The sequence below is a fragment of the Arthrobacter sp. 08Y14 genome (assembly GCF_002929455.1).
GTDB classification, from domain to species: Bacteria; Actinomycetota; Actinomycetes; order Actinomycetales; family Micrococcaceae; genus Arthrobacter_B; species Arthrobacter_B sunyaminii.
In genome coordinates this window covers 988,917-1,011,541 of sequence record NZ_PJIX01000001.1, presented here as the reverse complement: position 1 = coordinate 1,011,541, position 22,625 = coordinate 988,917, and the positions used below count along the sequence as shown (strand labels likewise).

The 22,625-nt window shown below is 65.3% G+C and carries 24 protein-coding genes and 1 riboswitch; of the genes, 18 read left to right on the top strand and 6 right to left on the bottom strand.

Going from position 1 to position 22,625, the window contains the following annotated elements; translation table 11 throughout:
- Positions 1-31 precede the first annotated feature (31 nt).
- The 6 genes from CXR03_RS04800 to CXR03_RS04775 all read left to right on the top strand — a co-directional run bounded on the left by CXR03_RS04800 (position 32) and on the right by CXR03_RS04775 (position 3,270).
- Positions 32-595: an Asp23/Gls24 family envelope stress response protein gene (locus CXR03_RS04800; RefSeq protein WP_104102839.1), complete on the top strand. Its 564-nt coding sequence runs from the start codon at positions 32-34 to the stop codon at positions 593-595.
- Between the two features lie 69 nt (positions 596-664).
- Positions 665-844, top strand: a complete 180-nt coding sequence (locus CXR03_RS04795; RefSeq protein WP_104053344.1) for a hypothetical protein — start codon at positions 665-667, stop codon at positions 842-844.
- Positions 841-1,260 carry an Asp23/Gls24 family envelope stress response protein gene (locus CXR03_RS04790; protein WP_104102281.1) on the top strand — a complete coding sequence of 140 codons (420 nt, stop codon included), beginning with the start codon at positions 841-843 and terminating at the stop codon, positions 1,258-1,260. Before CXR03_RS04795 ends, CXR03_RS04790 begins: the two co-directional genes overlap by 4 nt.
- Entirely contained in the window at positions 1,257-1,823 is a 567-nt protein-coding gene (locus CXR03_RS04785; protein ID WP_104102280.1) for a DUF6286 domain-containing protein, read from the top strand. The genes CXR03_RS04790 and CXR03_RS04785 overlap by 4 nt, the downstream gene beginning before the upstream one ends.
- 29 nt (positions 1,824-1,852) lie before the next feature.
- Positions 1,853-2,452, top strand: a complete 600-nt coding sequence (locus CXR03_RS04780; protein WP_104102278.1) for a hypothetical protein — start codon at positions 1,853-1,855, stop codon at positions 2,450-2,452.
- 5 nt (positions 2,453-2,457) lie between these two features.
- A complete protein-coding gene (locus CXR03_RS04775) occupies positions 2,458-3,270 on the top strand; it encodes an MBL fold metallo-hydrolase (protein ID WP_104102276.1) in 813 nt (270 codons plus the stop codon).
- 24 nt (positions 3,271-3,294) lie between these two features.
- Here CXR03_RS04775 and CXR03_RS04770 read toward each other — a convergent pair whose 3' ends face one another.
- The 3 genes from CXR03_RS04770 to CXR03_RS04760 are packed head-to-tail and all read right to left on the bottom strand — an operon-like array spanning position 3,295 to position 5,333.
- Positions 3,295-4,062, bottom strand: a complete 768-nt coding sequence (locus tag CXR03_RS04770) for an SCO1664 family protein (RefSeq protein WP_104102274.1) — start codon at positions 4,060-4,062, stop codon at positions 3,295-3,297.
- Positions 4,062-4,616, bottom strand: a complete 555-nt coding sequence (locus tag CXR03_RS04765) for a DUF3090 family protein (RefSeq protein ID WP_104102273.1) — start codon at positions 4,614-4,616, stop codon at positions 4,062-4,064. The genes CXR03_RS04770 and CXR03_RS04765 overlap by 1 nt, the downstream gene beginning before the upstream one ends.
- Before the next feature lie 9 nt (positions 4,617-4,625).
- Positions 4,626-5,333, bottom strand: a complete 708-nt coding sequence (locus CXR03_RS04760; RefSeq protein WP_104102837.1) for a histidine phosphatase family protein — start codon at positions 5,331-5,333, stop codon at positions 4,626-4,628.
- Between the two features lie 65 nt (positions 5,334-5,398).
- Between CXR03_RS04760 and CXR03_RS04755 the strand changes: the two genes are divergently transcribed.
- The gene (locus CXR03_RS04755; RefSeq protein ID WP_258073489.1) at positions 5,399-6,049 is read left to right on the top strand and encodes a nucleotidyltransferase family protein; all 651 of its coding nucleotides are present in this window, start codon (positions 5,399-5,401) and stop codon (positions 6,047-6,049) included.
- Positions 6,050-6,062: 13 nt separating this feature from the next.
- Entirely contained in the window at positions 6,063-6,521 is a 459-nt protein-coding gene (locus tag CXR03_RS04750; protein WP_104102269.1) for an N-acetyltransferase, read from the top strand.
- A gap of 15 nt (positions 6,522-6,536) precedes the next feature.
- Here the strand turns inward: CXR03_RS04750 and CXR03_RS04745 are convergent, their stop codons facing one another.
- Positions 6,537-7,496 (bottom strand): YafY family protein, encoded by a 960-nt coding sequence (locus CXR03_RS04745; protein ID WP_104102267.1) that lies wholly within the window; start codon positions 7,494-7,496, stop codon positions 6,537-6,539.
- Positions 7,497-7,616: 120 nt separating this feature from the next.
- Between CXR03_RS04745 and CXR03_RS04740 the strand changes: the two genes are divergently transcribed.
- The 3 genes from CXR03_RS04740 to CXR03_RS04730 all read left to right on the top strand — a co-directional run bounded on the left by CXR03_RS04740 (position 7,617) and on the right by CXR03_RS04730 (position 10,147).
- Complete coding sequence (locus CXR03_RS04740) at positions 7,617-8,078, top strand: VOC family protein (RefSeq protein ID WP_104102265.1); 462 nt, start codon at positions 7,617-7,619, stop codon at positions 8,076-8,078.
- Positions 8,079-8,189: 111 nt separating this feature from the next.
- Entirely contained in the window at positions 8,190-9,536 is a 1,347-nt protein-coding gene (locus tag CXR03_RS04735) for an MFS transporter (protein WP_104102264.1), read from the top strand.
- A gap of 95 nt (positions 9,537-9,631) precedes the next feature.
- On the top strand, positions 9,632-10,147 hold the full coding sequence (locus tag CXR03_RS04730) for a DUF805 domain-containing protein (RefSeq protein WP_258073488.1): 516 nt from the start codon (positions 9,632-9,634) through the stop codon (positions 10,145-10,147).
- A gap of 102 nt (positions 10,148-10,249) precedes the next feature.
- Here CXR03_RS04730 and cycA read toward each other — a convergent pair whose 3' ends face one another.
- The gene (cycA, locus tag CXR03_RS04725) at positions 10,250-11,746 is read right to left on the bottom strand and encodes a D-serine/D-alanine/glycine transporter (RefSeq protein ID WP_104102260.1); all 1,497 of its coding nucleotides are present in this window, start codon (positions 11,744-11,746) and stop codon (positions 10,250-10,252) included.
- 279 nt (positions 11,747-12,025) lie between these two features.
- A riboswitch (glycine riboswitch) is annotated at positions 12,026-12,145 on the top strand.
- 150 nt (positions 12,146-12,295) lie between these two features.
- Here cycA and gcvP point away from each other — a divergent pair.
- The 7 genes from gcvP (at position 12,296) to CXR03_RS04690 (ending at position 21,721) form a co-directional block, all read left to right on the top strand.
- Positions 12,296-15,202: an aminomethyl-transferring glycine dehydrogenase gene (gcvP, locus tag CXR03_RS04720; RefSeq protein WP_104102259.1), complete on the top strand. Its 2,907-nt coding sequence runs from the start codon at positions 12,296-12,298 to the stop codon at positions 15,200-15,202.
- 19 nt (positions 15,203-15,221) lie between these two features.
- Positions 15,222-16,343 carry a glycine cleavage system aminomethyltransferase GcvT gene (gcvT, locus tag CXR03_RS04715; RefSeq protein ID WP_104102257.1) on the top strand — a complete coding sequence of 374 codons (1,122 nt, stop codon included), beginning with the start codon at positions 15,222-15,224 and terminating at the stop codon, positions 16,341-16,343.
- 99 nt (positions 16,344-16,442) lie between these two features.
- Positions 16,443-16,820 (top strand): glycine cleavage system protein GcvH, encoded by a 378-nt coding sequence (gene gcvH, locus CXR03_RS04710; protein ID WP_104053329.1) that lies wholly within the window; start codon positions 16,443-16,445, stop codon positions 16,818-16,820.
- On the top strand, positions 16,817-18,118 hold the full coding sequence (glyA, locus tag CXR03_RS04705) for a serine hydroxymethyltransferase (protein WP_104102255.1): 1,302 nt from the start codon (positions 16,817-16,819) through the stop codon (positions 18,116-18,118). Before gcvH ends, glyA begins: the two co-directional genes overlap by 4 nt.
- 9 nt (positions 18,119-18,127) lie before the next feature.
- The gene (locus CXR03_RS04700; RefSeq protein ID WP_104102254.1) at positions 18,128-19,543 is read left to right on the top strand and encodes an L-serine ammonia-lyase; all 1,416 of its coding nucleotides are present in this window, start codon (positions 18,128-18,130) and stop codon (positions 19,541-19,543) included.
- 43 nt (positions 19,544-19,586) lie between these two features.
- Positions 19,587-20,009: a ChaB family protein gene (locus tag CXR03_RS04695; protein ID WP_104102252.1), complete on the top strand. Its 423-nt coding sequence runs from the start codon at positions 19,587-19,589 to the stop codon at positions 20,007-20,009.
- A gap of 137 nt (positions 20,010-20,146) precedes the next feature.
- Positions 20,147-21,721, top strand: a complete 1,575-nt coding sequence (locus tag CXR03_RS04690; protein ID WP_104102251.1) for a sodium:alanine symporter family protein — start codon at positions 20,147-20,149, stop codon at positions 21,719-21,721.
- 10 nt (positions 21,722-21,731) lie between these two features.
- Here the strand turns inward: CXR03_RS04690 and CXR03_RS04685 are convergent, their stop codons facing one another.
- On the bottom strand, positions 21,732-22,625 hold the full coding sequence (locus CXR03_RS04685) for a carbohydrate ABC transporter permease (RefSeq protein ID WP_181034487.1): 894 nt from the start codon (positions 22,623-22,625) through the stop codon (positions 21,732-21,734).

The following is a 22,625-nucleotide window of genomic DNA, read 5'->3' as shown; positions in this document are numbered from 1 at the left end:
CGGGACCAGTTTCAAGCAGGAGATGAGCGACATGGCAGATGCCCAGAAACCATCAGGACCATCCTCCGGACCGGTGTCCTCGTCACCGGGCAGCGGACATTCATCGGGCGGGAGCACCGACACCTCCTCGTCGGGCACCGTGACCAGCGTCAGCGACACGGAACCGGCCCGCAAATCCGGACCGCTGCATACGCCGCACGGTGACACGACCATTGAAGAGACGGTGGTCCAGAAGCTCGCGGGACTGGCGACCCGTGAGGTGCCCGGTGTTTATGCCATGGGCAATACGGCACGCCGCGTGTTCAGCTCCATGACCGAGCGGATTCCCGGCTCCCAGACCAACGTCAGCAACGGCGTCAGCGTCGAAAAGGGCGAGCGGCAGGCGGCAATCGATGTAAGCATCGTGGTTGAATACGGCTACTCCATCGTGGAAGTCAGCCAGGGGATCCGGCGCAACGTTATCCGGTCCGTCGAAAACGCCACGGGACTGGAAGTTCTCGAAGTGAACGTCAACGTCACGGACGTGCACCTGCCGGAAGACGATTCCGACGACGATCAGGATGCGAACAAGAAACCATCAGACCGGTTGGAATGACGCTCCGGCATAAGAAATCCGCCGGACAGGTGCTGCGGTGCCGCCGGCAACCTATCGAAGGAGGACAACATGTCCGCAACTAAATGGTGCCTGGCAGTGGGCCTCGTCCTGGGAATCGTGCTGGCCTTCGGAGGCTGGTACGCCTTCCTGCTGGCAGTGTTGTTCGGCCTGGTGGGGCTGTTGGTGGGCATGGCCGCTGACGGGAAGCTTGATGTCCAGGCCATGTTCGGCAGAGCGTCGAGCAGATGAGCGCACCCGGAATCCAGGACGCGAGGTCCCCGGCCGCGCGCAGGCAGCGGCTCGACGTCGGCGACCGCGGCCGCACGGTGCTGGCCCGCAAGGTCCTCGAGAAGGTGGCCGCCCAAATCGTGGTGGACGAAACGTTTGCCGGCGGCAGTTCAGGCGGTTTTCTGGGCATCGGCGCGCGGGCCGACCTGTCCGCCCGTCCCCAGGCCAAGGTTGAACTGGCCGGCAACGTTGCCTCGCTGAAGGTGGAAGTGGGTCTGCCGTATCCGGTGCCCCTGCGGCAGGCCACTGATCAGCTGCGGGACCGGATTTCCAGTCGGGTCAGTGAGATGACCGGTGTGGAAGTGCGCCAGGTGGATGTCACCGTCTCGTGGCTGCGGCCGGATGAACCCGTTGACGGCCGCCGGAGGCTGCAGTGAGCGGCAACCTGCCGGTGTCTCTGCGGCCCCGGCCCAGCCGCGCGGTACCCGCCATCATTTGCGGCTTGGTGCTGCTGGCTGCGGGAGTGGTGCTGGTCTGGGCTGCCGTTGCCCGGCTCACGATGGGGGTGTGGCCGCCCTTCTTTACGGCGGTTTCGGACTGGCTTGTCACGCTGAACTGGAACAGCCCCGGAAGCTGGACCGTCGGCGTCGTCCTCACTGTCATCGGTGTGGTGCTGCTGCTGGCAGCGCTGGTGCCCGGTAAGTTTCACGCGCTTCCGTTGCGCCTGGATCCCATCCGTGAGGTCAGCGGCGACAGCCGTGCGGTGATGTCGCGCCGGGCTGTTGCCCGGCTTGCTGCGGCCACCTGTGAACATATCGACGGCGTTTCCACGGCCTCGGCAACGGCATCGGACAAAGAGGTGCATGTGTCCGTGCACACGCCGCTGCACGACACCGCCGACCTGCAGCACTGGGTCACCGACGGCGTACGCTCCCGGCTTCAGGCCTCCGGCCTGGATCCGGTGCCGAACATTAGCGTTTCGATCCGACCCGGCCGCTGAAGGACCACTGACAACTGAAAGGGAACACCATGCGCCAGCATGCAGGCACCGCCAACCGTGTTTGGCTGACCCTCCTTGCGCTGCTGTGCCTGGCGGCAGGCGTCTACCTCCTGCTGCTGGCTTCAGGAGTGATAGGGACAGCCGAAAGCCCCGTCCTGTCCGGACCGCCGGAGGATGTCACGGGGGCCGACTATGCGCCCGGTGCCGTCCTGATCGCCGGACTAATTTTGGGAACCCTCGGACTGTGGTGGATGCTGGTCCAGATCCCGCGGCGCGTTGAGGCGGACACGTTCAGGCTGCAGGAGAACCCGGCCCGCGGCATCACCGTCTGCAACCCGTCAGTGCTGGCCGCGGCCGTCGAGGATGACACGGAGCGGATTCCCGGTGTGGTCGATTCGACGGCGCTGCTGCGCGGAACTGCCGAGGAACCGGATCTGACGTTGAAGGTCACGGTCAATGCCTGGGCGGATATCCGCGAGGTCATGGACCAGATTGAGGGAGCCGTGGTGCCTCACCTGGCCATGGCGCTGGAGAACCCGCTGCACAGTCTGGGGGTCCAGCTGGAGGCGAGCAACAAACAGGGACTCTCCGGCGGCCCGGTGACCCCGGGCGGAACTGTGGTTTATTAGCATCCATGTCATCCGCACCGGATCTTCCCCTCTGCATCACCTGCGGAACCCAATACGGAGCGGAGCGCCGGGACTGCCCCATTTGCGACGACGAACGACAGTACGTGCCGCTGACGGGGCAGGCCTGGACAACGTTCGAACGTTTGCGCGGATCCTCGCACCGGGGAACAATTCATGCGCAGGGCCCGGGTGTCCTGGGAATCGGATGTGAACCGTCCTTCGCGATTGGACAGCGTGCTCTGCTGATCAAGGCGTCAAGCGGCAATGTGCTCTGGGACTGCCAGGCGTATTTGGATGATGGGCTTGCCGCCCTGATCCGTGCCGAGGGCGGAATCTCCGCGATCGCCGTCAGCCATCCGCATTTCTACACCACCATGGTGGAGTGGGCGCATGAATTCGATGCTCCGGTGTATCTGCACAATGCGGACAGGCAGTGGGTGGGACGGCCCGACCCCGCGCTGGAGTTTTGGAGCGGGGACAGCGTCGCGCTTGCCGGGGACCTGACCCTTCACCGCGCGGGGATCCACTTTCCCGGCGGCACGGTGCTGCACTGGTCCGGCGATCCGGCCGGCGGCGGAGCGCTCTTCAGCTCAGACATCGTCAATGTCATCCCTGACCGTACGCACGTGTCCTTTCTGTACAGCTATCCGAACCAGATTCCCGAACGGCCGGAGGTAGTGGAGGATGCCGCTGCCCGGTTGGAACCGCTGCGCTACGACCGGTTGTACGGGGGCTGGTGGGACCGGATAATTCCGCACGGCGCAGACCGCATTGTGCAGGAATCCGCTCGGCGGTACCTTGCCTTCACCCGCGGATAGGCGCACCGTTTTCGCTGGAAGCCGTTAGAACAGCGGCCACGGCACGGCAGGCATGCCGCCGCTGGGAGCTGGAAACGCGCCCGCTGAACGCAACCGGGCGCAGCGCGCAGCAAACGCCGCAATCTCCTCGGCGGTGAGCAGGTCCGCCAGCTGCCGGCCCAGTTCACCCTGCAGTCCTTCGAGAACCCGGTCGATGCCCGCGAGTTCCCCGGCGCTCAGCGCCTCCCCGATCCAGCCCCACAGCACCGTGCGCAGCTTGTGCTCGTGATGGAAGGTCAGCCCGTGGTCCACGCCGTACCGGTGCCCGCCGCCAATGGCGAGGACGTGGTCACCTTTGCGGTCGGCATTGTTGACCAGGACATCGAACGCGGCCATCCGCCGCAGCGCCGGGGTGTCCTCGTGAATGAGGGCAACAATCTGTCCGCTTTGGTCCTCGCCCTCGAGAACTTCTTTCCAGCCGGTTTCCGGCATGTCATCCACCGACACCAGATCCACCGCGGTCTGCTCCGGATCGGTGTCCTGCCAGAGCTGCACCATGCCAACGCCCAGCGGGCCGTCCCGCAGCCAGGTGCGCGGCACGATGTTCCAGCCCAGCACTTCCGACACCAGGTAAGCGGCCACCTCCCGGTGCGCCAGAAACCCGTCAGGAAAATCCCAGAGCGGCTTCTCGCCGGCGATCGGCTTGTAGACCACTGACGCGCCGCCGATGCTGCCCAAGAAGGTGGCGTTGGACGCCGTCGTAATGCGGCCGGTGAGTGTCAGCTCCGCGGTCACCAGATCCGGCGCCGGCATCAGGCCCCGGGGAAGGTGCAGGTGTGCCCGTCGGCGTCGATCGGCTGGCCGCAGATCACGCAGATGGGGCGCCCGGCGCCCACTACCTCCCGCGTGCGCTTGGCAAAAGCGCGGGCGGTGCCCACCGGCATGCTGACCCGCAGCACTTCGGCGGGATCGGCGTCTTCATCCTCCTCAAGGAAACCGTCATCGTCCTCGTCCACCTCTTCGAGCGGATAGGCCTCGATGACGAGCTGCGCCGTGGTCGGGTCCCAGCCCAGGCTCATCACGCCGGCGCGGAACTGTTCCTGCACTGTCTCGAGGTCGTCATTGTCGACGAGTTCGAGGGGAGTGCTGGCGGGAACGTGGAAGGGATTGCCGTCGACGGTCATGAGCTGGTCGAGGATCTCGTCGATCTTCTCGGCAAGCTGGGCGGACTGCTGCTTCTCCAGGGCGATGCTGACAAGCTGCTTCCCGGTGCGCACCTGCAGGTAGAACGTGCGCTGCCCCGGGACGCCGACAGTGCCGACGACGACGCGGTCAGGCCAGGCGAACTCGTGAACGGTTGTAGGCATAGGACTACTTTAGGCTCCTTCGGCCTGAGGCGCCGCATGTCCCGCGCCTCCGCCAACCGCAGCATCCTCTGACGCCGGAGGAGCGGCCAGCCACGAGAGATCTCCGGCGTCGGTATTGGTGGCGAAAACGGTGGGGCGCCCCTTGCCGTAGTGCACGATCGACACAGAGGCCGGCCCCACGGTAATGCGCTGGAACAGATCCAGATGCATGCCCAATGCATCGGCGAGGACCGATTTGATGATGTCGCCGTGGCTCACCGCCGCCCACACGGCGCCCGGCCCGTGCTCCGCTTCGAAGGCCGCATCGTGGCGCCGGATGGCGGCCACCGAGCGCGCCTGCATGGCCGCCATGGACTCGCCGCCGGGGAAGGTGACGGCGGAGGGCTGGGACTGCACCGTCTTCCACAGCTCCTCCTTCGCCAGCTCCTCCAGCGTGCGGTTCTGCCAGGAGCCGTAATCGCACTCGGTCAGCTCCTGCTCCACCTGGGCATGCGGGGTGCCGGACTGGCGGTCCAAAATGAACTGCGCGGTCTGCCGGCATCTCTCGAGCGGGCTCGACACCACGCCGACGAGGGGCACGACGGCGAGCCGGTCCCCGGTCACGGCGGCCTGGCCGCGGCCTGCGGAGTCGAGTTCGACGCCGGGGGTCCGGCCGGCCAGCAGCCCGGAGGCGTTCGCTGTGGTGCGGCCGTGCCGCACGAGGATTACTGTTGCCATCCCCATAGCCTAGTCATCCCGTCCGACGGCGGGGCGAACCGCTCGTGATGAGGCAGGATGATGCGGTGACCACCAATGACGAGCAGCTCTTCCTGGCCCATATCCTGAAGAACCCGGTCAACGGGAGGATTCTGCAGCTGGCGCCGCTGCTCGGTGTCTCCGACTGGTGGCTGACGGCCGGTGCATTGTTCCAAACCGTGTGGAATGTGCTGGAGGGCAGGGACCCGCAGACGGGCATCCGCGACTACGACCTGTTCTATTTCGACGAAGACACGTCCTACGAGGCGGAGCATGCGGTCATTGTCCGAGCGCGTGAGGTGTTTCAGGACCTGGACGTCGAAGTGGAAGTGCGCAACGAAGCCCGGGTGCACCTTTGGTACGAGGACCATTTCGGCGTTCCGGCCGTCCCTTTCACCGGCACCACCGATGCGGTGGATCATTTCGCCGCGAAAACCTGCTGCTTCGCGGTCACGTCGGACCCGGCGGGCAACCTCAGCACCTACGCGCCGCACGGCTACGCAGACTTGTTCGCGCGCCGGATCGTGCCGAACCCGGTCCTTGCCCCTCGGGAAGTGTACGAGGCGAAAACTCAAAGATGGCTTGCTCAGTGGCCTTCGCTGACCGTGTTGCCCTGGCCCGAGGACCAATCCGTGGACAACGCTTTGCCAGCCTCTGGACCCCTCCCGCCGCCGTCGGCCTCGAATAACCCGACGTGAGATGCTCTAGTCCATGACCACCCCAGCACGCCTCCGTCCCGCCGAGGTGAACGATCTGCCGTTCATCTTCAGCAAGGAGCTCGAGTATATGGAGACCCTCGAGCCGGATGGCCTCGAGGGGTGGATGTCAGCCATTGAGTTGAACCTCGCAGACTGGATCGACTGCCTCCCGTGTACGGTGTTTGCCGTCGACGACGACGGGCGGCAACTTGGATATGCAATGTGGACCCTCCAGGATGACAGCGCCACCCTGGTCTCGATCCATGTCCTCGGCAGCCAACGCCGCCAGGGACTCGGGCGGCGCCTTCTGGAGGCGTTCGAGCAGGGGGTAACCCCAAGCGGAGTTCGCGTTGTGAAACTCGGCGTTCACCGAGGCAACCCGGCCCGCCGGCTCTACGCGGCCGCGGGTTATGAAACTACGGGTCAGGACGGCGATTATGTGCTGTTCAGCAAGGTCCTTAGCGAATCCTGACTACGGCCGTGCGGCCTAGCTCTTGGCATCGAGTTGACGGGCTGCGCCCAGCCGCGCAGCGAAACCGGGAACTGAGGCGGTGAACGCCTCGGGGCCAAGGACCGCGAACGGGGCGTCGAAACGCATTGCCCAGGCGATCAGTCCTGCCCAGGACCAGGAACCGACACGGACTCGGCAGGCGGTATCGGATACCTGCTCCAGTTCACCGTCGCCCAGCCACGGCGCAATCGCGGTGGCGGGAAGCTCGATGAGAAGCTCCCCGTAAAAGGCCCAGCGGTCGCCGTCGTCGGAGCCTTTCAACCGTGCGGCGAGGAACGTTCCTGCATCTCCGGAGGGGATCGGCCGCGGCACAAATGCGGCTCCGGCTGGGGTTTTCGGCGTCATCTTATCCAGCCGGTAGATCCGCCACCCGTTTTGGTCCAGGTCCCAGGCGATCAGGTACCAGCGGCCCCGGCGGGCGACGACGGAGTGCGGCTCCACGCGCCGGGGCGGGCGGGATTCATCCTCCCCGTAGTCGAAGCGGAGAATCCGCCGGCTCCCGGCGGCGGTGCTGACCGCTTCAAGGACCAGCGGATCCACCCGAGCGGAGGCGCCGGCATCGGCAAACCGGATTCCCTCAATGCGGTGCCGCAGCCGGGAGGGCATCACTTGCTTCACCGTCGTCAGGGCCCGGGCAGCGGCTTCGTCCAGATCCACGCCGCTGGAGGGCGCACTCTGCAGCGCGACGGCAATCGCCACCGCCTGCTCGTCATCAAAGAGCAGCGGCGGCAGTTCTGAGCCGGACGCCAGCCGGTAGCCGCCGTCGGGCCCCTTGATGGCAGCGATGGAATAACCGAGCTCACGCAGCCGGTCTACATCGCGGCGGACGGTCCGGGCGGTCACATCCAGGCGCTCGGCCAGCACCCGCCCGGGCCAGTCCCGGCGGGAGTGCAGCAGCGAGAGCAGTTTGAGCATTCGGGACGAGGTTCCGGACATGGTTCCAGTATGGAGCCAGAAGAGGACACTACCTGTCCGCTATTAGGTCCAATCTGGGCTTAGAGCCGCAATCCGCGGACGAAGCACAGCCACCGTTAGTACAGGCAAAGGATCTATCCCATGAGCATCACCACCACTACCCATCTGAATTTCCGGGGAACCGCAGCCCAGGCACTGGAGTTCTACCGGTCGGTCTTCGGGGGCAGCATCAGCGCCGCCACTTACGGCGACTTCGGCATGCCGCCAGAGGTGCCGGGAGCGGACAAGATCGTGTTCGGTCAGCTCGCAACCCCGGACGGTTTCCGCCTGATGGCCTACGACATCCCCGGCACGGACAGCGCGGACGGCGAAGCGACCGCCGGCACCACCCGCCGTGAAAACGGCACCACCATCACCGACCGCACCTTTTTTCAGTCCCTGCGCGGACAAACCCTGGAGGAAGTGGAGAAGCTCTGGGGCGGACTGGCTGACGGTGCGCAGATCATCGAGCCGCTCGCCGCCTCGGCATGGAGCCCGGGATTCGGGATGCTCACGGACCGTTTCGGCGTGACCTGGGTGATTGACGTCGAGGCGCCGGCTTAGCGGGATCCTCACCTGCCTTTTCAGCAGGCACCCTGCTGTTCACCCCGGTCACCGGGAGATTGCGCAAGCACTTCCAGCTAGGCTCTGTGCCATCGAGCAGGAGGGAGGGCCATGGAAATCAACGCCGCATCGACTTCCGTGCACGCCAAGCTCCGCCGCAGCCCGGCCTTTGTCCGGTTCTGGCTGGCATCCACCGTGTCCGACTTCGGCACCTACGTCACCACGGTGGCGCTGTCCGTCCTCATCCTCGTCACGATGGACGGGACGCCCCTGGACCAGGGCATCGCCAACGCGGCACGGTGGGCGCCGTACCTGGTGTTTGGGCTGTTTGCCGGAGTGTGGATCGACCGGTTCCCGCGCCGGACAGCGATGGTTGGTGCGGACCTGGGCCGAGGCCTGATCCTGGCCGTGATCTGCACGGTGGCAGTTATGGGGATGCTTTCCGTTCCGGTGCTGGCGGTCTTGCTGTTTATCTTCGGCACCCTGGCACTCACCGGCGACGCAGCCTACCAAAGCTACCTTCCGCAGCTGGTGCCCCGGCCGCTGCTGGTTCGGGCCAATGCCCGGCTCCAGCAAAGCGACACCGTGGCCCAAACTGCAGGCGGCGCGGTGGCAGGGGGTCTGGTGGCGCTTCTCTCGGCCCCTTTTGCCCTCCTTCTGGACGCGGCTTCCTACCTCTTCTCGGCAGCAGTGCTCCTGACCATGGGCCGCCCAGCTGCGGCACCCTCCCAGCAGGCCGCTGAAAGCACAGATGAAGCCGGTCCGAAACGGCACAAGCTCCGGAACAAGATCGGGGAAGGCCTGCGCTGGGTCTACCGGCATCCGCAGCTGGCGCCCCTGGCCTGGAGCACCCACCTGTGGTTTGTGGGCTTCTCCGCCCTCGGCGCAGTACTGCCGGCCCTGGTGCTGCAAAACCTCCAAGCCGGTGCTGCGGGACTTGGCCTGGTGCTGGCCTGCGCCGGGGGAGGAGCGGTGCTCGGGACCTTACTGTCCGCCCGCCTGGGGCAGCGGTGGGGCACCGGCCGCACAGTAACCTGCGCCCGGCTGCTCCAGCCGTTCGCCGTTGCCCTGCTGGCAGCCGCTGCCCTTGGCGCCCAGGACAATCCGGGACTGCAGGGCCCCGGCAGCTGGCCGGCAGCAGCGGGAGCCATGGTGCTGGTGTGTTCCGGACAACTGCTGCTGGGTCTGGGAATGGGCATAGAAGGTCCGCTGGAAATGGGGTACCGCCAGGCCGTCACACCGGACCGGCTGCTGGCCCGGATGAGTGCCACCATGCGTTCAGCGAACCGGGGAATGATCGTTCTCGGCGCCCCGGTGGGCGGATATCTCGCTACGACCCGGGGCGTCGGCCCTGCACTGTGGTTTTCAGCCGGCACCCTGCTGCTGGCCGGTCTCCTGCTCGCGTTGTCACGGTTTCGGAACGCACGGATTGAGGACCAGCAGCAGGTTGAAGCCTGACCGGTTCCGCGGGACCACCCTCCGACGCGGCTCTGCACGAGCAGCGGCGGAGAAGGAAGTAGGCTTAGGTCTTTATTCGACCCATGGGGGGACCAATGTCTAATCAGTATGCCCAACATCCGCAACACGCCTACCCGAATCCTGCGAGCTCCGGAGGGCTGGCACAGCCGCTCCCCGGCGCAAGCTTCGGGCAGGCTCTTCAGCGGTTCTTTAAGAAGTACGCCACCTTTTCCGGCCGGGCGAGCCGCAGCGAGTACTGGTGGGTGATGCTGTTTAACGGAGTCATCACCGGTCTTCTGGCTTTCTGGGCGTTCAGCGCCCTTGTCGCCAGCATCGACCCATGGACCAATGAACTGACCGGCAGTTCATACATCCTTCCGTATGCCCTGCTGTCACTGTATGGGCTGGCGGTCCTGGTGCCGGGACTGGCACTGCTGGTCCGCCGCCTGCACGACGGCGGTTTCAGCGCCTGGTTCCTTCTGCTTGGCCTCATTCCGTTTGCGGGCTCAATCGCGTTCCTGGTGTTCGCCCTGATGCCCAGCAATCCCGAGGGTGCACGCTTCGATGCCGGTGCCCGGCAGCAGCAGTACGTTCCTTACCCCCAGGCCTAGTCCAGGCTTAGTCCGGGGGTAGACCGGCAGGAGTAACGCCGCTGCGCATCACTGCGCAGCGGCGTTACTGCTTTAAGCGGTGGATAAGGATTTCGGTTCCGGTTACTTGGCCGTTTCCGGGTGGGCCGTCAGTGCGGCCCGCTCGGCAGCCGCCATGGCCTTGTACTCTGCCACCCGAGCCTGATGCAGCGGAGTGCGGCGCAGGAACGCATAGACAACGCCCAGCAGGACAAACCAGATGGGCGTCACGAGCAGTGCCTGCAGGGTGTCAGCCTGGGTGGTCAGGGCCCAGAGGATGAAGGCGAAGAACGCCAGCACCACATAGACCATCACCACGCCGCCGGGCATACGGAACTTCGATGCCTCATGCAGGTGCGGACGGCGCTTCCGGAACACCAGGTAGCTGAGCAGGATGATCGTCCAGACAAACATGAAGCACAGCGCCGAGATGGTGGTGACCAGGGTGAAAGCCGCGCTGACCGATTCCCCTGCGTACAAAAGAACGACGCCGGCCAGCAGGAAGGTGCAGGAGAAGAACAGTGCGTTCTGGGGCACCTTGCGCCGTGACAGGCGGCCGAACGCCTTGGGGGCGTCGCCGTCGTGCGCCAGGCCGAAAACCATGCGCGAGGTGGAATATATCCCGGAATTCGCCGAGCTTGCGGCGGAAGTCAGGACCACAAAGTTCACCACGGCGGCCGCGGCTCCGAGCCCGGCCAGGGCGAACATTCCCACAAACGGGCTTTCGTCCGCACTGAACTCGTCCCAGGGAACCACGGAAATCAGGACCACCAGGGCGCCTACGTAGAAGAGCATGATGCGCAGGGGAATGGAATTGATGGCCCGGGGAAGATTCTTTTCCGGATCCTTGGTTTCGGCTGCTGCCGTACCCACCAGCTCGATGCCCACAAACGCGAAGACGGCAATCTGGAAACCCGCCACGAAGCCCATGGGGCCGGTGGGGAACATCCCGCCGTGCTCCCACAGGTTGTTGAAGCCCGCTACGTCGCCGTCGCCGGAATCGAAACGGGTGAAAATCATGACCAGGCCCACCACAATGAGGGTGACAATCGCCAGGATCTTGATCAGGGCAAACCAGAATTCGGTCTCGCCGAAGGCCTTCACGGTGGGAAGGTTCAATGCCAGTAGCACCAGGATGCAGGCCAGGGCCGGAATCCACAGCGGCGCGTCCGACCACCAGAAGGTGACGTAGTGCGAAATGGCCACAACGTCGGCTATTCCAGTGACCACCCAGCAGAACCAGTAGGTCCAGCCGGTGAAGAACCCGGCCCAGGGGCCCAGCAGATCAGCAGAGAAGTCGGTGAAGGACTTGTAGTTGAGGTTGGAAAGCAACAGTTCGCCCATGGCCCGCATGACGAAGAACAGCATGAAGCCGATGGTCATGTAGACAAAGATCACTGACGGTCCGGCCACCGAAATGGTTTTTCCGGAGCCCATGAACAAGCCTGTTCCAATGGCGCCGCCGATGGCCAGAAGCTGGATGTGGCGGCTGGAGAGGGAGCGGGAGAGCTCCGGCTCGGAAGAGCTTTTTACACCGGGAGAAGTCTCCGCGGGGGTGGGGCGGGTCAGGCGGTCAGACATGGGGATCTTTCTTATTTAGGCACCCGCCGGCGCGCGTGACGCCGCCACGCGCACGGAAGGCTCGTACCCAGGCCGTAAGAAAGATGTTGGCGCCACCGCCGACATTCAAGTGTGGAAGTCACGGGCGGGCGATGTCAATTTGGCGTCTCCGCCCGGTCAAAGGACGCCGTGACGCCGCACACGAACGTCAAAGAGGACCCGGCGGCCGTCATTCTCTTGATGAGGCACCTCCGGGAGGGTAGGGTCACAGGTGGATATACACAAGTGAATATGCCTTTATCAGCCGTGGCGGGAGAGTCCCGCGAATGCAGTCTCCCTATGGGGAGGCGAGCACCGGCGGGCGCCGTAGGAGCAAACCCTCCCCGGGAATCTCTCAGGCCCCTGTACCGCCACAGCGAGGCAACTCTGGAAAGCAGTTTCCGTACAATGCGTGCGGCACTCACCGACGGTGCAAGCGGGCCCACCCCCGCGGAATCTCTCAGGTCCAATACAGAGCGGGGAGGACCCAACGTTTGTTGGCGTACCCCGTCTGCCTTCCAGGAGCCCTGAATGACTGCTGATCTGTCCACCGCCGAAACCCCCGCCACGTCCGCCGCGAACTCCCTTGGTTCCGCGGCAGCCGCGCCGCTCGCCGAGGGTTTTGTTGACCGCCACATTGGTGCCCGCGCCGGCTCCGCCGCAGCGATGCTCAAGGCCGTGGGATATGACTCCCTGGACGCTCTGGCGGACATGGCCGTTCCCGCCGCCATCCGGCAGGGCAGCCCGCTGGTTCTCGATCCCGCCCGCTCCGAAGAGGAAACCCTCGCCCAGCTGCGCGCCATCGCCGGCAAGAACAAGACCGCCGTGCAGATGATCGGCCAGGGCTACTACGGAACCCACACCCCGCCGGTGATCCTGCGCAATGTCGTCGAGGACCCCGCCTGGTACACCGCCTACACGCCCTACCAGCCGGAGATTTCCCAGGGCCGGCTCGAAGCCCTGCTGAACTTCCAGACCATGGTCCAGGACCTGACCGCCCTGCCCATCGCGAACGCCTCCCTGCTGGATGAAGCCACCGCAGTGGCGGAGGCCGTGCTGCTGATGCGCCGGTCCAACAAGTCCAAAGCGAATGGCGCGATCGTCCTGGACTCTGAAACCCTGCCGCAGACCATTGCCGTGGTGAAGGGCCGGGCCAAGGCCCTGGGCTTCGACGTGATCGTGGCGGATCTGGCCAACGGACTGCCCGACGGCGAAATCACCGGCCTTGTCCTGCAGCAGCCGGGCGTTTCCGGGGTAGTCCGGAACCAGGAAGCCCTGATTGCCGAAGCCAAGGAACGCGGCGCGCTCGTCACGGTAGCCGCGGACCTGCTGGCCCTGACCCTCATCACGCCTCCCGGCGAGCAGGGCGCCGACATTGCTGTTGGCTCCGTGCAGCGCTTCGGCGTTCCGCTGTTCTTCGGCGGCCCGCACGCCGCCTACATGGCCGTCCGCAAGGGCCTGGAACGGTCCCTGCCCGGCCGCCTGGTGGGTGTCTCCAAGGATTCCGCCGGCACCCCCGCGTACCGGCTGGCCCTGCAGACCCGCGAGCAGCACATCCGCCGCGAGAAGGCCACCTCCAACATCTGCACCGCGCAGGCGCTGCTGGCCATCGTGGCCTCCATGTACGCCGTGTACCACGGCCCCGAGGGCCTGAAGCGCATTGCCCGCCGCGCCAACAACTCCGCCCGCACCCTGGCCGCTGCACTGCAGGACGCCGGGATCGAACTGCTGTACACGAGCTTCTTCGACACCGTCACCGCCCGCGTCCCGGGCCGCGCCGCCGAGATCATTGCGGCAGCCGAAGCCCGCGGCATCAACCTGCGCTCCATTGATGCGGACACCGTGGGAATCTCCTGCGATGAGACGACGACGCCGTCCGTCCTTGCCGAGGTTGCCGCCGCCTTTGGCGCCTCCCTGGACTCAGCCGCCGAGCCGGAAGGCTTCGAACTGCCGGAGGATATCCGGCGCACCTCGGAGTTCATGACCCACCCGGTGTTCTCCTCCTACCGCTCCGAAACGCAGATGCTGCGCTACCTGCGCCGCCTCTCGGACCGTGACCTGGCCCTGGACCGCACCATGATTCCGCTGGGCTCCTGCACCATGAAGCTCAACGCCACGGCCGAAATGCAGGCCATGACCTGGCCCGAGTTCGCCTCCATCCACCCGTTCGCCCCGGATTCCCAGACCGAGGGCTGGCGTGAACTGATCGCGGATCTCGAAGAGAAGCTCGCGGTCATTACCGGCTACGACCGGGTGTCCATCCAGCCCAACGCCGGGTCACAGGGTGAGCTGGCCGGCCTGCTGGCCATCCGCGGCTACCACCACTCCCGCGGCGAGAACCAGCGCACCGTCTGCCTCATCCCCGCGTCCGCGCACGGCACCAACGCCGCCTCCGCCGTCCTTGCCGGGATGAAGGTGGTGGTGGTTGCCACCGCCGGCGACGGCGCCATTGACCACGCCGACCTGCGCGCCAAGATCGATGCGCACCGCGACAACCTCGCCGCCATCATGATCACCTACCCCTCCACCCATGGCGTGTTCGACGACGACGTCCGCGACGTCTGCGACGCCGTCCACGAAGCCGGCGGCCAGGTCTACATTGACGGCGCCAACCTCAACGCCCTGGTGGGGCTGGCCCAGCCGGGCGAATTCGGCGGCGACGTCTCCCACCTGAACCTCCACAAGACCTTCTGCATCCCGCACGGCGGCGGCGGTCCCGGCGTCGGCCCGGTGGCCGTGAAGTCCCACCTGGCACCGTTCCTGCCCGGCGACGCCGCCACCTGGACCGAGGGCGAGGACATCCCCGTCTCCGCCTCGCGCTTCGGCTCCGCCGGAGTGCTTCCCATCTCCTGGGCCTACGTCAACCTCATGGGCGGGGAAGGCCTGACCGAAGCCACCAAGAGCGCCCTGCTGGCCGCCAACTATGTGGCCGCACGGCTCAACGACTACTTCCCGGTTCTCTACACGGGCAAGGGCGGACTCGTGGCGCACGAATGCATCCTGGACCTGCGCGAACTCACCGCGAAGACCGGAGTCACCGCCGAAGACGTGGCCAAGCGCCTGGTGGACTACGGTTTCCACGCCCCCACGCTGTCCTTCCCGGTGGCAGGCACCCTGATGGTGGAACCCACCGAGTCCGAGGACCTGGGCGAAATTGACCGCTTCATCGACGCCATGATCGCCATCCGCGCCGAAATCGACCAGGTCGCCGCCGGCGACTTCACCCTGGAGGGCAGCCCGCTGCGCAACGCACCGCACACCGCCGTCGTGGTGGCCGGCAATGAGTGGGACCGCGCCTACCCGCGGGAACAGGCCGCCTTCCCGATGCGCAGCCAGCGGATGGACAAGTACTTCCCGCCGGTGGGACGGATCGACGGCGCAGCCGGGGACCGGAACCTCATCTGCTCCTGCCCGCCCATCGAAGATTTCGAAAACTAGAGCGCAAAGGCTAAGAACAATGACTGAGAAATACACCGCGCTCTACGAAGAGCACAAACGCCTCGGCGCCTCCTTCACCGATTTTGGCGGCTGGCAGATGCCGCTGAAGTACAGCTCCGAGCTGGCCGAACACCACGCCGTCCGCAAAGCAGCGGGCCTGTTCGATCTTTCCCACATGGGCGAAATAAAGGTCACCGGCCCGGACGCCGGTGCCTTCCTGGATTACGCACTGGTGGGCAAGCTGTCCGCCGTCAAGGTGGGCAAGGCCAAGTACTCGCTGATCACCAATGCCGACGGCGGGATCATCGATGACCTGATCAGCTACCGGCTCGACGACGAGACCTACCTGGTGGTGCCCAACGCCGGCAACGCGCCGGTGGTCGCCGTCGAACTGGCGGCGCGGGCCGAGGGCTTTGACGTCACCGTCAACAACATCTCCGACGACACGTCCCTGGTGGCCGTGCAGGGGCCCAACGCCGAGGCCATCCTGCTGGCCCTGGTTCCCGCCGAGCACCGGGACGCGGTGACGGGGATGAAGTACTACGCCGCGGCCAAGGTGCCGATGGCGCTGGGCGCCTGGAGCGCGGAACTGCTGGTGGCCCGCACCGGGTACACGGGCGAGGACGGCTTTGAGATCTACGTGCCCAACGACGCCGCCCCCATCCTCTGGGCTGCACTGCTCGACGCCGGAGCGGACCGGGGCCTGATCCCCGCCGGTCTGGCCTGCCGTGACTCGCTGCGCCTGGAGGCCGGCATGCCGCTGTATGGCAATGAACTCTCCCTGGACCTGGATCCCTACGCCGCAGGCCTGGGTCCCGTCGTCGCCCTCTCCAAGGAGGGGGACTTTGTGGGCCGCGCCGCGCTGCAAACCAAGAAGCAGCAGGCTCCGGCCCGCCGCCTCGTGGGCCTGAAAGGATCCGGCCGCCGCGCCGGCCGCTCGCACTACCCGGTTCTTTCCGACGGTGCAGTGATCGGTGAAGTCACCTCCGGTGCGCCCAGCCCCACCCTGGGCTATCCGATTGCCCTGGCCTATGTGGATACCGCCTTCGCGGAGCCCGGCACCGAAGTGCAGGTGGATCTTCGCGGCAAGCCCGAGCCGTTCACCGTCGTCGGGCTGCCGTTCTACAAGCGCGGACAGTAACCTCCCCGCCGGCAGCACGGCGGAATGCCGTGCTGCCGCAGTGCCGACCTAGACTTTGAACTAACCCGCAGGACTTCAGATGCACCGAAAGGCAACCCCATGAGCAAAGTGAACGCAGGACTCCGTTATTCGGCAGAGCACGAGTGGGTGGACGGTTCCAGCCCCGTGAAGGTTGGCATTTCCGCCGTCGCCGCCGACGCCCTGGGCGACGTGGTGTACGTTGACCTGCCCGAGGTCGGCACCGTGATCACCGCCGGCGAAACGTGCGGCGAGGTCGAGTCCACCAAGTCCGTGTCCGACCTGTATGCACCGGTTTCCGGCGAAATCGTGGAGATCAACCAGGAAGCCATCGACAACCCGGCACTCCTGAACGAGGACCCGTACGGTGCCGGCTGGCTCTTCACGGTCAACACCACGTCCGAGGGTGAACTGCTCAGCGCCGAGGAGTACGCGGAAAAGAACGGCGGCGAGCTGTGACCGATTACCTGAACTCGCACCTCGCGCAGATTGATCCGGAGGTGGCGGAGCAGATCGACAACGAGCGCCGCCGCCAGCAGTCCGGCCTGGAAATGATCGCCTCGGAAAACCACACCTCCGTGGCCATCATGGAAGCCCAGGGCTCCGTCCTGACCAACAAGTACGCCGAGGGCTACCCGGGACGCCGCTACTACGGCGGCTGCGAATACGTGGACGTCATTGAGCAGCTGGCCATCGACCGCGCCAAGGACCTCTTCGGCGCCGGCTTCGCCAACGTGCAGCCGCACTCCGGCGCCCAGGCCAACGCCTCGGTGATGCATGCCCTGATCCGTCCGGGCGACACCATCCTGGGCCTGTCCCTGGCGCACGGCGGCCACCTCACGCACGGCATGAAGATCAACTTCTCCGGCCGCCTGTACAACGTGGTGCCGTACAACGTTGCCGAAGACACCCACCAGGTGGACATGGCCGAGGTGGAGCGCCTGGCCCGCGAGCACCAGCCCAAGCTGATCGTGGCCGGCTGGTCCGCGTACGCCCGCCAGCTGGACTTCGCCGAATTCCGCCGCATCGCCGATGAGGTGGGTGCTTTCCTGATGGTAGACATGGCCCACTTCGCCGGCCTGGTGGCCGCCGGACTGCATCCCAGCCCGGTACCCCACGCGCACGTGGTCACCTCCACCACGCACAAGACCCTCGCCGGTCCGCGCGGCGGCATCATCCTCTCCAACGACGCCGACATCGCCAAGAAGATCAACTCGGCAGTGTTCCCCGGACAGCAGGGCGGACCGCTGGAGCACGTGATCGCCGGCAAGGCCACCGCACTGAAGATCGCCGGCACCCCGGAGTTCAAGGAACGCCAGGAGCGCACCCTGGCCGGTGCCCGCCTCCTCGCGGAGCGGCTGCTGGCCGACGACGTCGCTGCCAAGGGCATCTCCGTGGTCTCCGGCGGCACCGACGTGCACCTGGTGCTGGTGGACCTGCGCAATGCCGAGCTCAACGGGCAGGAAGCTGAAGACCGGTTGGCGCAGATCGACATCACGGTGAACCGCAATGCTGTTCCGTTCGACCCGCGGCCGCCGATGGTGACTTCGGGCCTGCGGATCGGCACCCCGGCCCTGGCCACCCGCGGATTTGATGAAGACGCGTTCCGTGAAGTCGCCGACATCATTGCGCTGGCTCTGGTTGCCGGTGCGGACGATGACCTCTCGGAGCTGAAGGCACGCGTCACCGCGCTGGCCGAGGCGCATCCGCTCTACACCGAGGTGGCCGACCTGGCCTCCTCACCTGCGCACGTCTAAGGAATCCTGATGGCTGTTGGCGTTTTTGACCTGTTCTCCGTGGGCATCGGCCCGTCGAGCTCACATACCGTGGGCCCGATGCGTGCCGCTGCCGTTTTCGCGGCGGAACTGGTGGACGCCGGCATCCTGGACTCTGTGGCCGGTCTCCGCGTTGACCTGTACGGGTCACTCGCGGCGACCGGCCGCGGCCACGGCACCATGACTGCGGTGCTGCTGGGGCTGGAAGGCTTCGCGCCGGAAAAAATCCTGCCCGAAGAGGTAGAGGAACGCCTCGCGGCCATTGAATCGACCCGCAAACTGCAGCTGTGCTCCCAGGTCCCCGGCGCCGATGCCTGCGTGCTGGAATACGGGGAAGCGGACATAGTCCTGCATCCGCTCACCGTCCTGCCCCGCCACACCAACGGCATGAAGTTCGCCGCCAGTGCTGCGGACGGGTCGGTGCTGCACGCGGCAACGTTCTTCTCCGTAGGCGGCGGCTTCATTGTGCGCGAGGGTGAAGAAGACGCTGCCCGCGAGGAGCTGGAGTCCACCAAGGCGCAGCTGCCGTTCCCCTTCCGCACCGCCGTCGGCCTGCTGGAACACTGCACCAATAACGGGCTGAGCATCTCAGAAGTCATGCTCGCCAACGAAAAAGCGTCCCGGACCGAGGAAGAGATCCGCTCCGGTCTGCTGCACATCCGCGACGTGATGGAGGAGTGCAAAAACTCCGCCATCGCCCGCACCGGCCTGCTGCCCGGCGGACTGAAGGTCCGCCGTCGTGCACCGGCCTGGCACACCCGGCTGCGCGCCGAGGATCCGAACCGGGATCCCAAGTTCTGGCAGGAATGGGTGAACCTGGTGGCGCTGGCCGTCAACGAGGAAAACGCCTCCGGCGGACGGGTGGTCACCGCTCCCACCAACGGCGCGGCCGGCATCATCCCCGCCGTCATGTTCTATGCCACCCACTATGGTCCCGGTATGGAAAACGCCACACAGGAACAGAAGGACGACGTCGTCGTGCGGTTCCTGCTCGCCGCCGGTGCCGTGGGCGTCCTCTACAAGGAGCAGGCCTCCATCTCCGGCGCGGAGGTGGGCTGCCAGGGCGAGGTGGGATCGGCGTCGTCCATGGCCGCCGCCGGGCTGGCCGAAATCCTCGGCGGCACCCCCGAACAGGTGGAAAACGCCGCTGAAATTGCCATGGAACACAACTTGGGCCTGACCTGTGATCCCATTGGCGGACTCGTGCAGGTGCCCTGCATCGAGCGCAACGCCATCGGCGCCGCCAAGGCCGTGAACGCGGCGAAAATGGCGCTCTGGGGCGACGGCGACCACCGCGTTTCCCTCGATGAAGTCATCGTCACGATGCGGGAAACGGGCCGCGACATGAGTTCCAAATACAAGGAAACCGCCCTTGGCGGCCTGGCCGTGAACGTGGTGGAGTGTTGATCCTCAGGACCTTCTGAGGTTTCCCGCTCGGAGAGGACAGGCCATGCCCAAGACGGCCAAAAACGGAGCGCCCATCAAGGACGAGCTGCCTTCAACTTTGCAGCGCTCCGATTCCAAGGCGCAGGACACCTTCGCGAAGACGTACGACTCGGCCATGGAGGAATACGGCGATGAGGAGCGCGCTGCGCGCACGGCGTATGCATCGCTCAAGCACACCCACGAAAAGGTGGGGGACCACTGGGAAGAAAAGGAAAAGAACGGTCCCTCCGATGCCAAGGCTGCCGAAGGACGGAATTCCGCCAAGAAAACCGCCGGCGGCGTGGACGCAAATGCCTCCAAAAAGCACCTGTATGACCTGGCCTCCAAGCTCGATATTTCCGGCCGCTCAAAGATGACAAAAGATGAGCTGGTGGAGGCACTCCAGAAGGCCAATGCCGCTGCGACCCGGAAATCACGCGAGAGCTGAACCCTGCCCTGCAGGCTTTTGTGAGGCATTAGCGGGTTAACTTATATCCCGATTTGTGATTTGTCTAACACTGCGGTTGTAAGCAAAGCTGGGTCCACGCATTCGACAGCTGGCTTACTGAAACCGAGGTTCGAACGATGAACGCACCCCGATCTGTGCAGATGGCACCCGCTTCCGAGGAAGTAGGGTGGCTCGGCTCGGTTGACGCGGGCATCAACTCGTTCTTCGAGCCGATCACAGAGATTTTCTCCGCCATCGTGTTCTTTCCCGTCACCGTTGGCGATTTCAGTTTCCCTGCGGTTGTCGCCTGGCTGATTATTGCCGGCATTGTCATCACCGTTTATTTCGGTTTCATCCAGTTCCGCGGACTGCGGGTTGGAACCCAGGTCATCCGGGGAAAATTCTCCTCCAAGGACGACCCGGGCGAAGTGCCGCACTTCCAGGCCCTGACCTCCGCGCTCTCCGGCACCGTAGGCCTGGGGAACATCGCCGGCGTCGGAGCCGCCATGGCCCTTGGCGGTCCCGGAGCAACCTTCTGGATGATCATCGCCGGGCTCCTGGGTATGGCCACGAAGTTCGCCGAATGCACCCTCGGAGTGAAATACCGCGAAGTCCATGAAGACGGGTCCATCAGCGGCGGCCCGTTCAAGTACCTTCCGGTGGCGTTCAAACGCTTCGGCCGGTGGCCCGCCAAAATCCTGACCGGCACCTTCGCCGTCGCCATCCTGCTCTTTGGCGTGGCCGGCGGCAACATGTTCCAAGCCAACCAGACCTTCGCGCAGGTCCAGAACGTCACCGGCGGCGATGACGGGATCCTCGGCAGCGCCGGAGCAGCCGTGGTGTTCGGGCTGATCCTGGCCGTCGCGGTGGCCGTGGTCATTCTTGGCGGCATCAAGTCGATCGGCGCCACCACCTCCAAGCTCGTGCCGGCCATGGGCGGCATCTACATCCTGGCCTGCCTCGCGGTCATTGCCGTGAACATCGAGAATGTGCCGGCCGCCTTCGGCGCCATCATTGACGGTGCCTTCAAGCCCGAAGGTTTCGCCGGCGGCATCATCGGGGTCATGATTGTTGGCTTCCAGCGTGCCTCCTTCTCCAACGAGGCCGGCGTGGGATCCGCTGCCATCGCCCATTCGGCGGTCAAGACCCGCCGGCCGGTCAGTGAAGGCTTTGTGGCGCTCTTCGAACCGCTCGTGGACACCGTCCTCATCTGCACCATGACCGCCCTCGCGATCATTATGGCCGGCACCCCCAGCCTGCAGGCCGGCATCGACCAGGTCCAGGGCGGAGAAGGCCCGCCCGACGGCGTGATCCTCACCTCGGATGCCTTTGCCACCGTCCTGCCGTGGTTCCCCGTTGTGCTGTCCATCGCCGTCGCGCTCTTTGCCTACTCCACCCTCATCACCTGGTCCTACTACGGGCTGAAGGCCTGGGAATACCTCTTCGGCCGCGGCCGCCGCCGGGAAATCACGTACAAGGTCATCTTCCTGACCTTCACCGTTGCCGGCTGCGTGCTGTCCTTCAGCCAGGTCATCGAATTCACCGACGCAGCACTGTTTGTCTGCGCCTTTGTGAACCTGCTGGGCGTCTACCTCCTGCTTCCGGTCATCAAGCGGGAAATGAAGCAATACCTGGCGGACCGCAAGAGCGGAAAGCTGGAAATGCTGGGCATCGAGGAGGATGACATCAAAGAAGCCGCTGCCAACGCCTGAGCGGTTCCTCCTACTTCACGGCACCCATAGACAACCCGCGCACCAGCTGCTTCTGGGCCACCCAGCCGGCAATCACCACCGGCAGTGAGGCAAGGACAGAGGCGGCGGAGAGCTGGGCCAGGTACAGGCCTTCGCTGGTCATCTGGGACACCAGGAAGACCGGCACCGTGGCGGACTTGGCCGCCGTGAGGTTCAGGGCGAAGAAGAACTCGTTCCACGCAAAGATCACGCAGATCAGGGCGGTGGCCGCCAGTCCCGGCGCAACCATCGGCATGAGCACCCGCCACAGGGTCTTCATCAGTCCGGCGCCGTCCATTTGGGCGGCCTCGAGGACTTCGGCAGGTACTTCCTGAAAGAAGGAGCGCATCATCCACACCGCAATCGGCAGGTTCATGGAGGTGTACAGGACCACCAGGGTCCAGATGTTGTCCAGCACCTTCAGCTGCCCGGCAATCACATAAATCGGCATGATGACCGCCACCACCGGGAGCATCCGGGTGGAGATGAAGAAGAACAGCACGTCGGAGGTCTTCTTCACCGGGCGGATGCTCAGCGCATAGGACGCCGGAACCGCCATGATCACCACCAGCAGGGTGGAAACGCCCGTGGCGATCATGGAGTTGACGAAGTAGCTGCCGGCCCCGGCGTCGAGCACTGCGCGGTACTGATCCAGCGTGGGCGCAAAGAAGAAGGTGGGCGGATTGGATGCGGCGGCTGATTCCTGTTTGAAAGAGGTCAGGACCATCCACAGCACGGGTGAGAAAAAGCCGATCGCCAGGATCCAGGTCAGCGCGGTCAGAAGGGAAGCTCCCGTACGGGGTTTGCCCTTCCGCTGCCGTGCGGGGGAGGAGCCGGAGGTGGAAGGGGCGCCTTGGGGCGGAGCCGGTTCGGTTTGTGTGCTCAC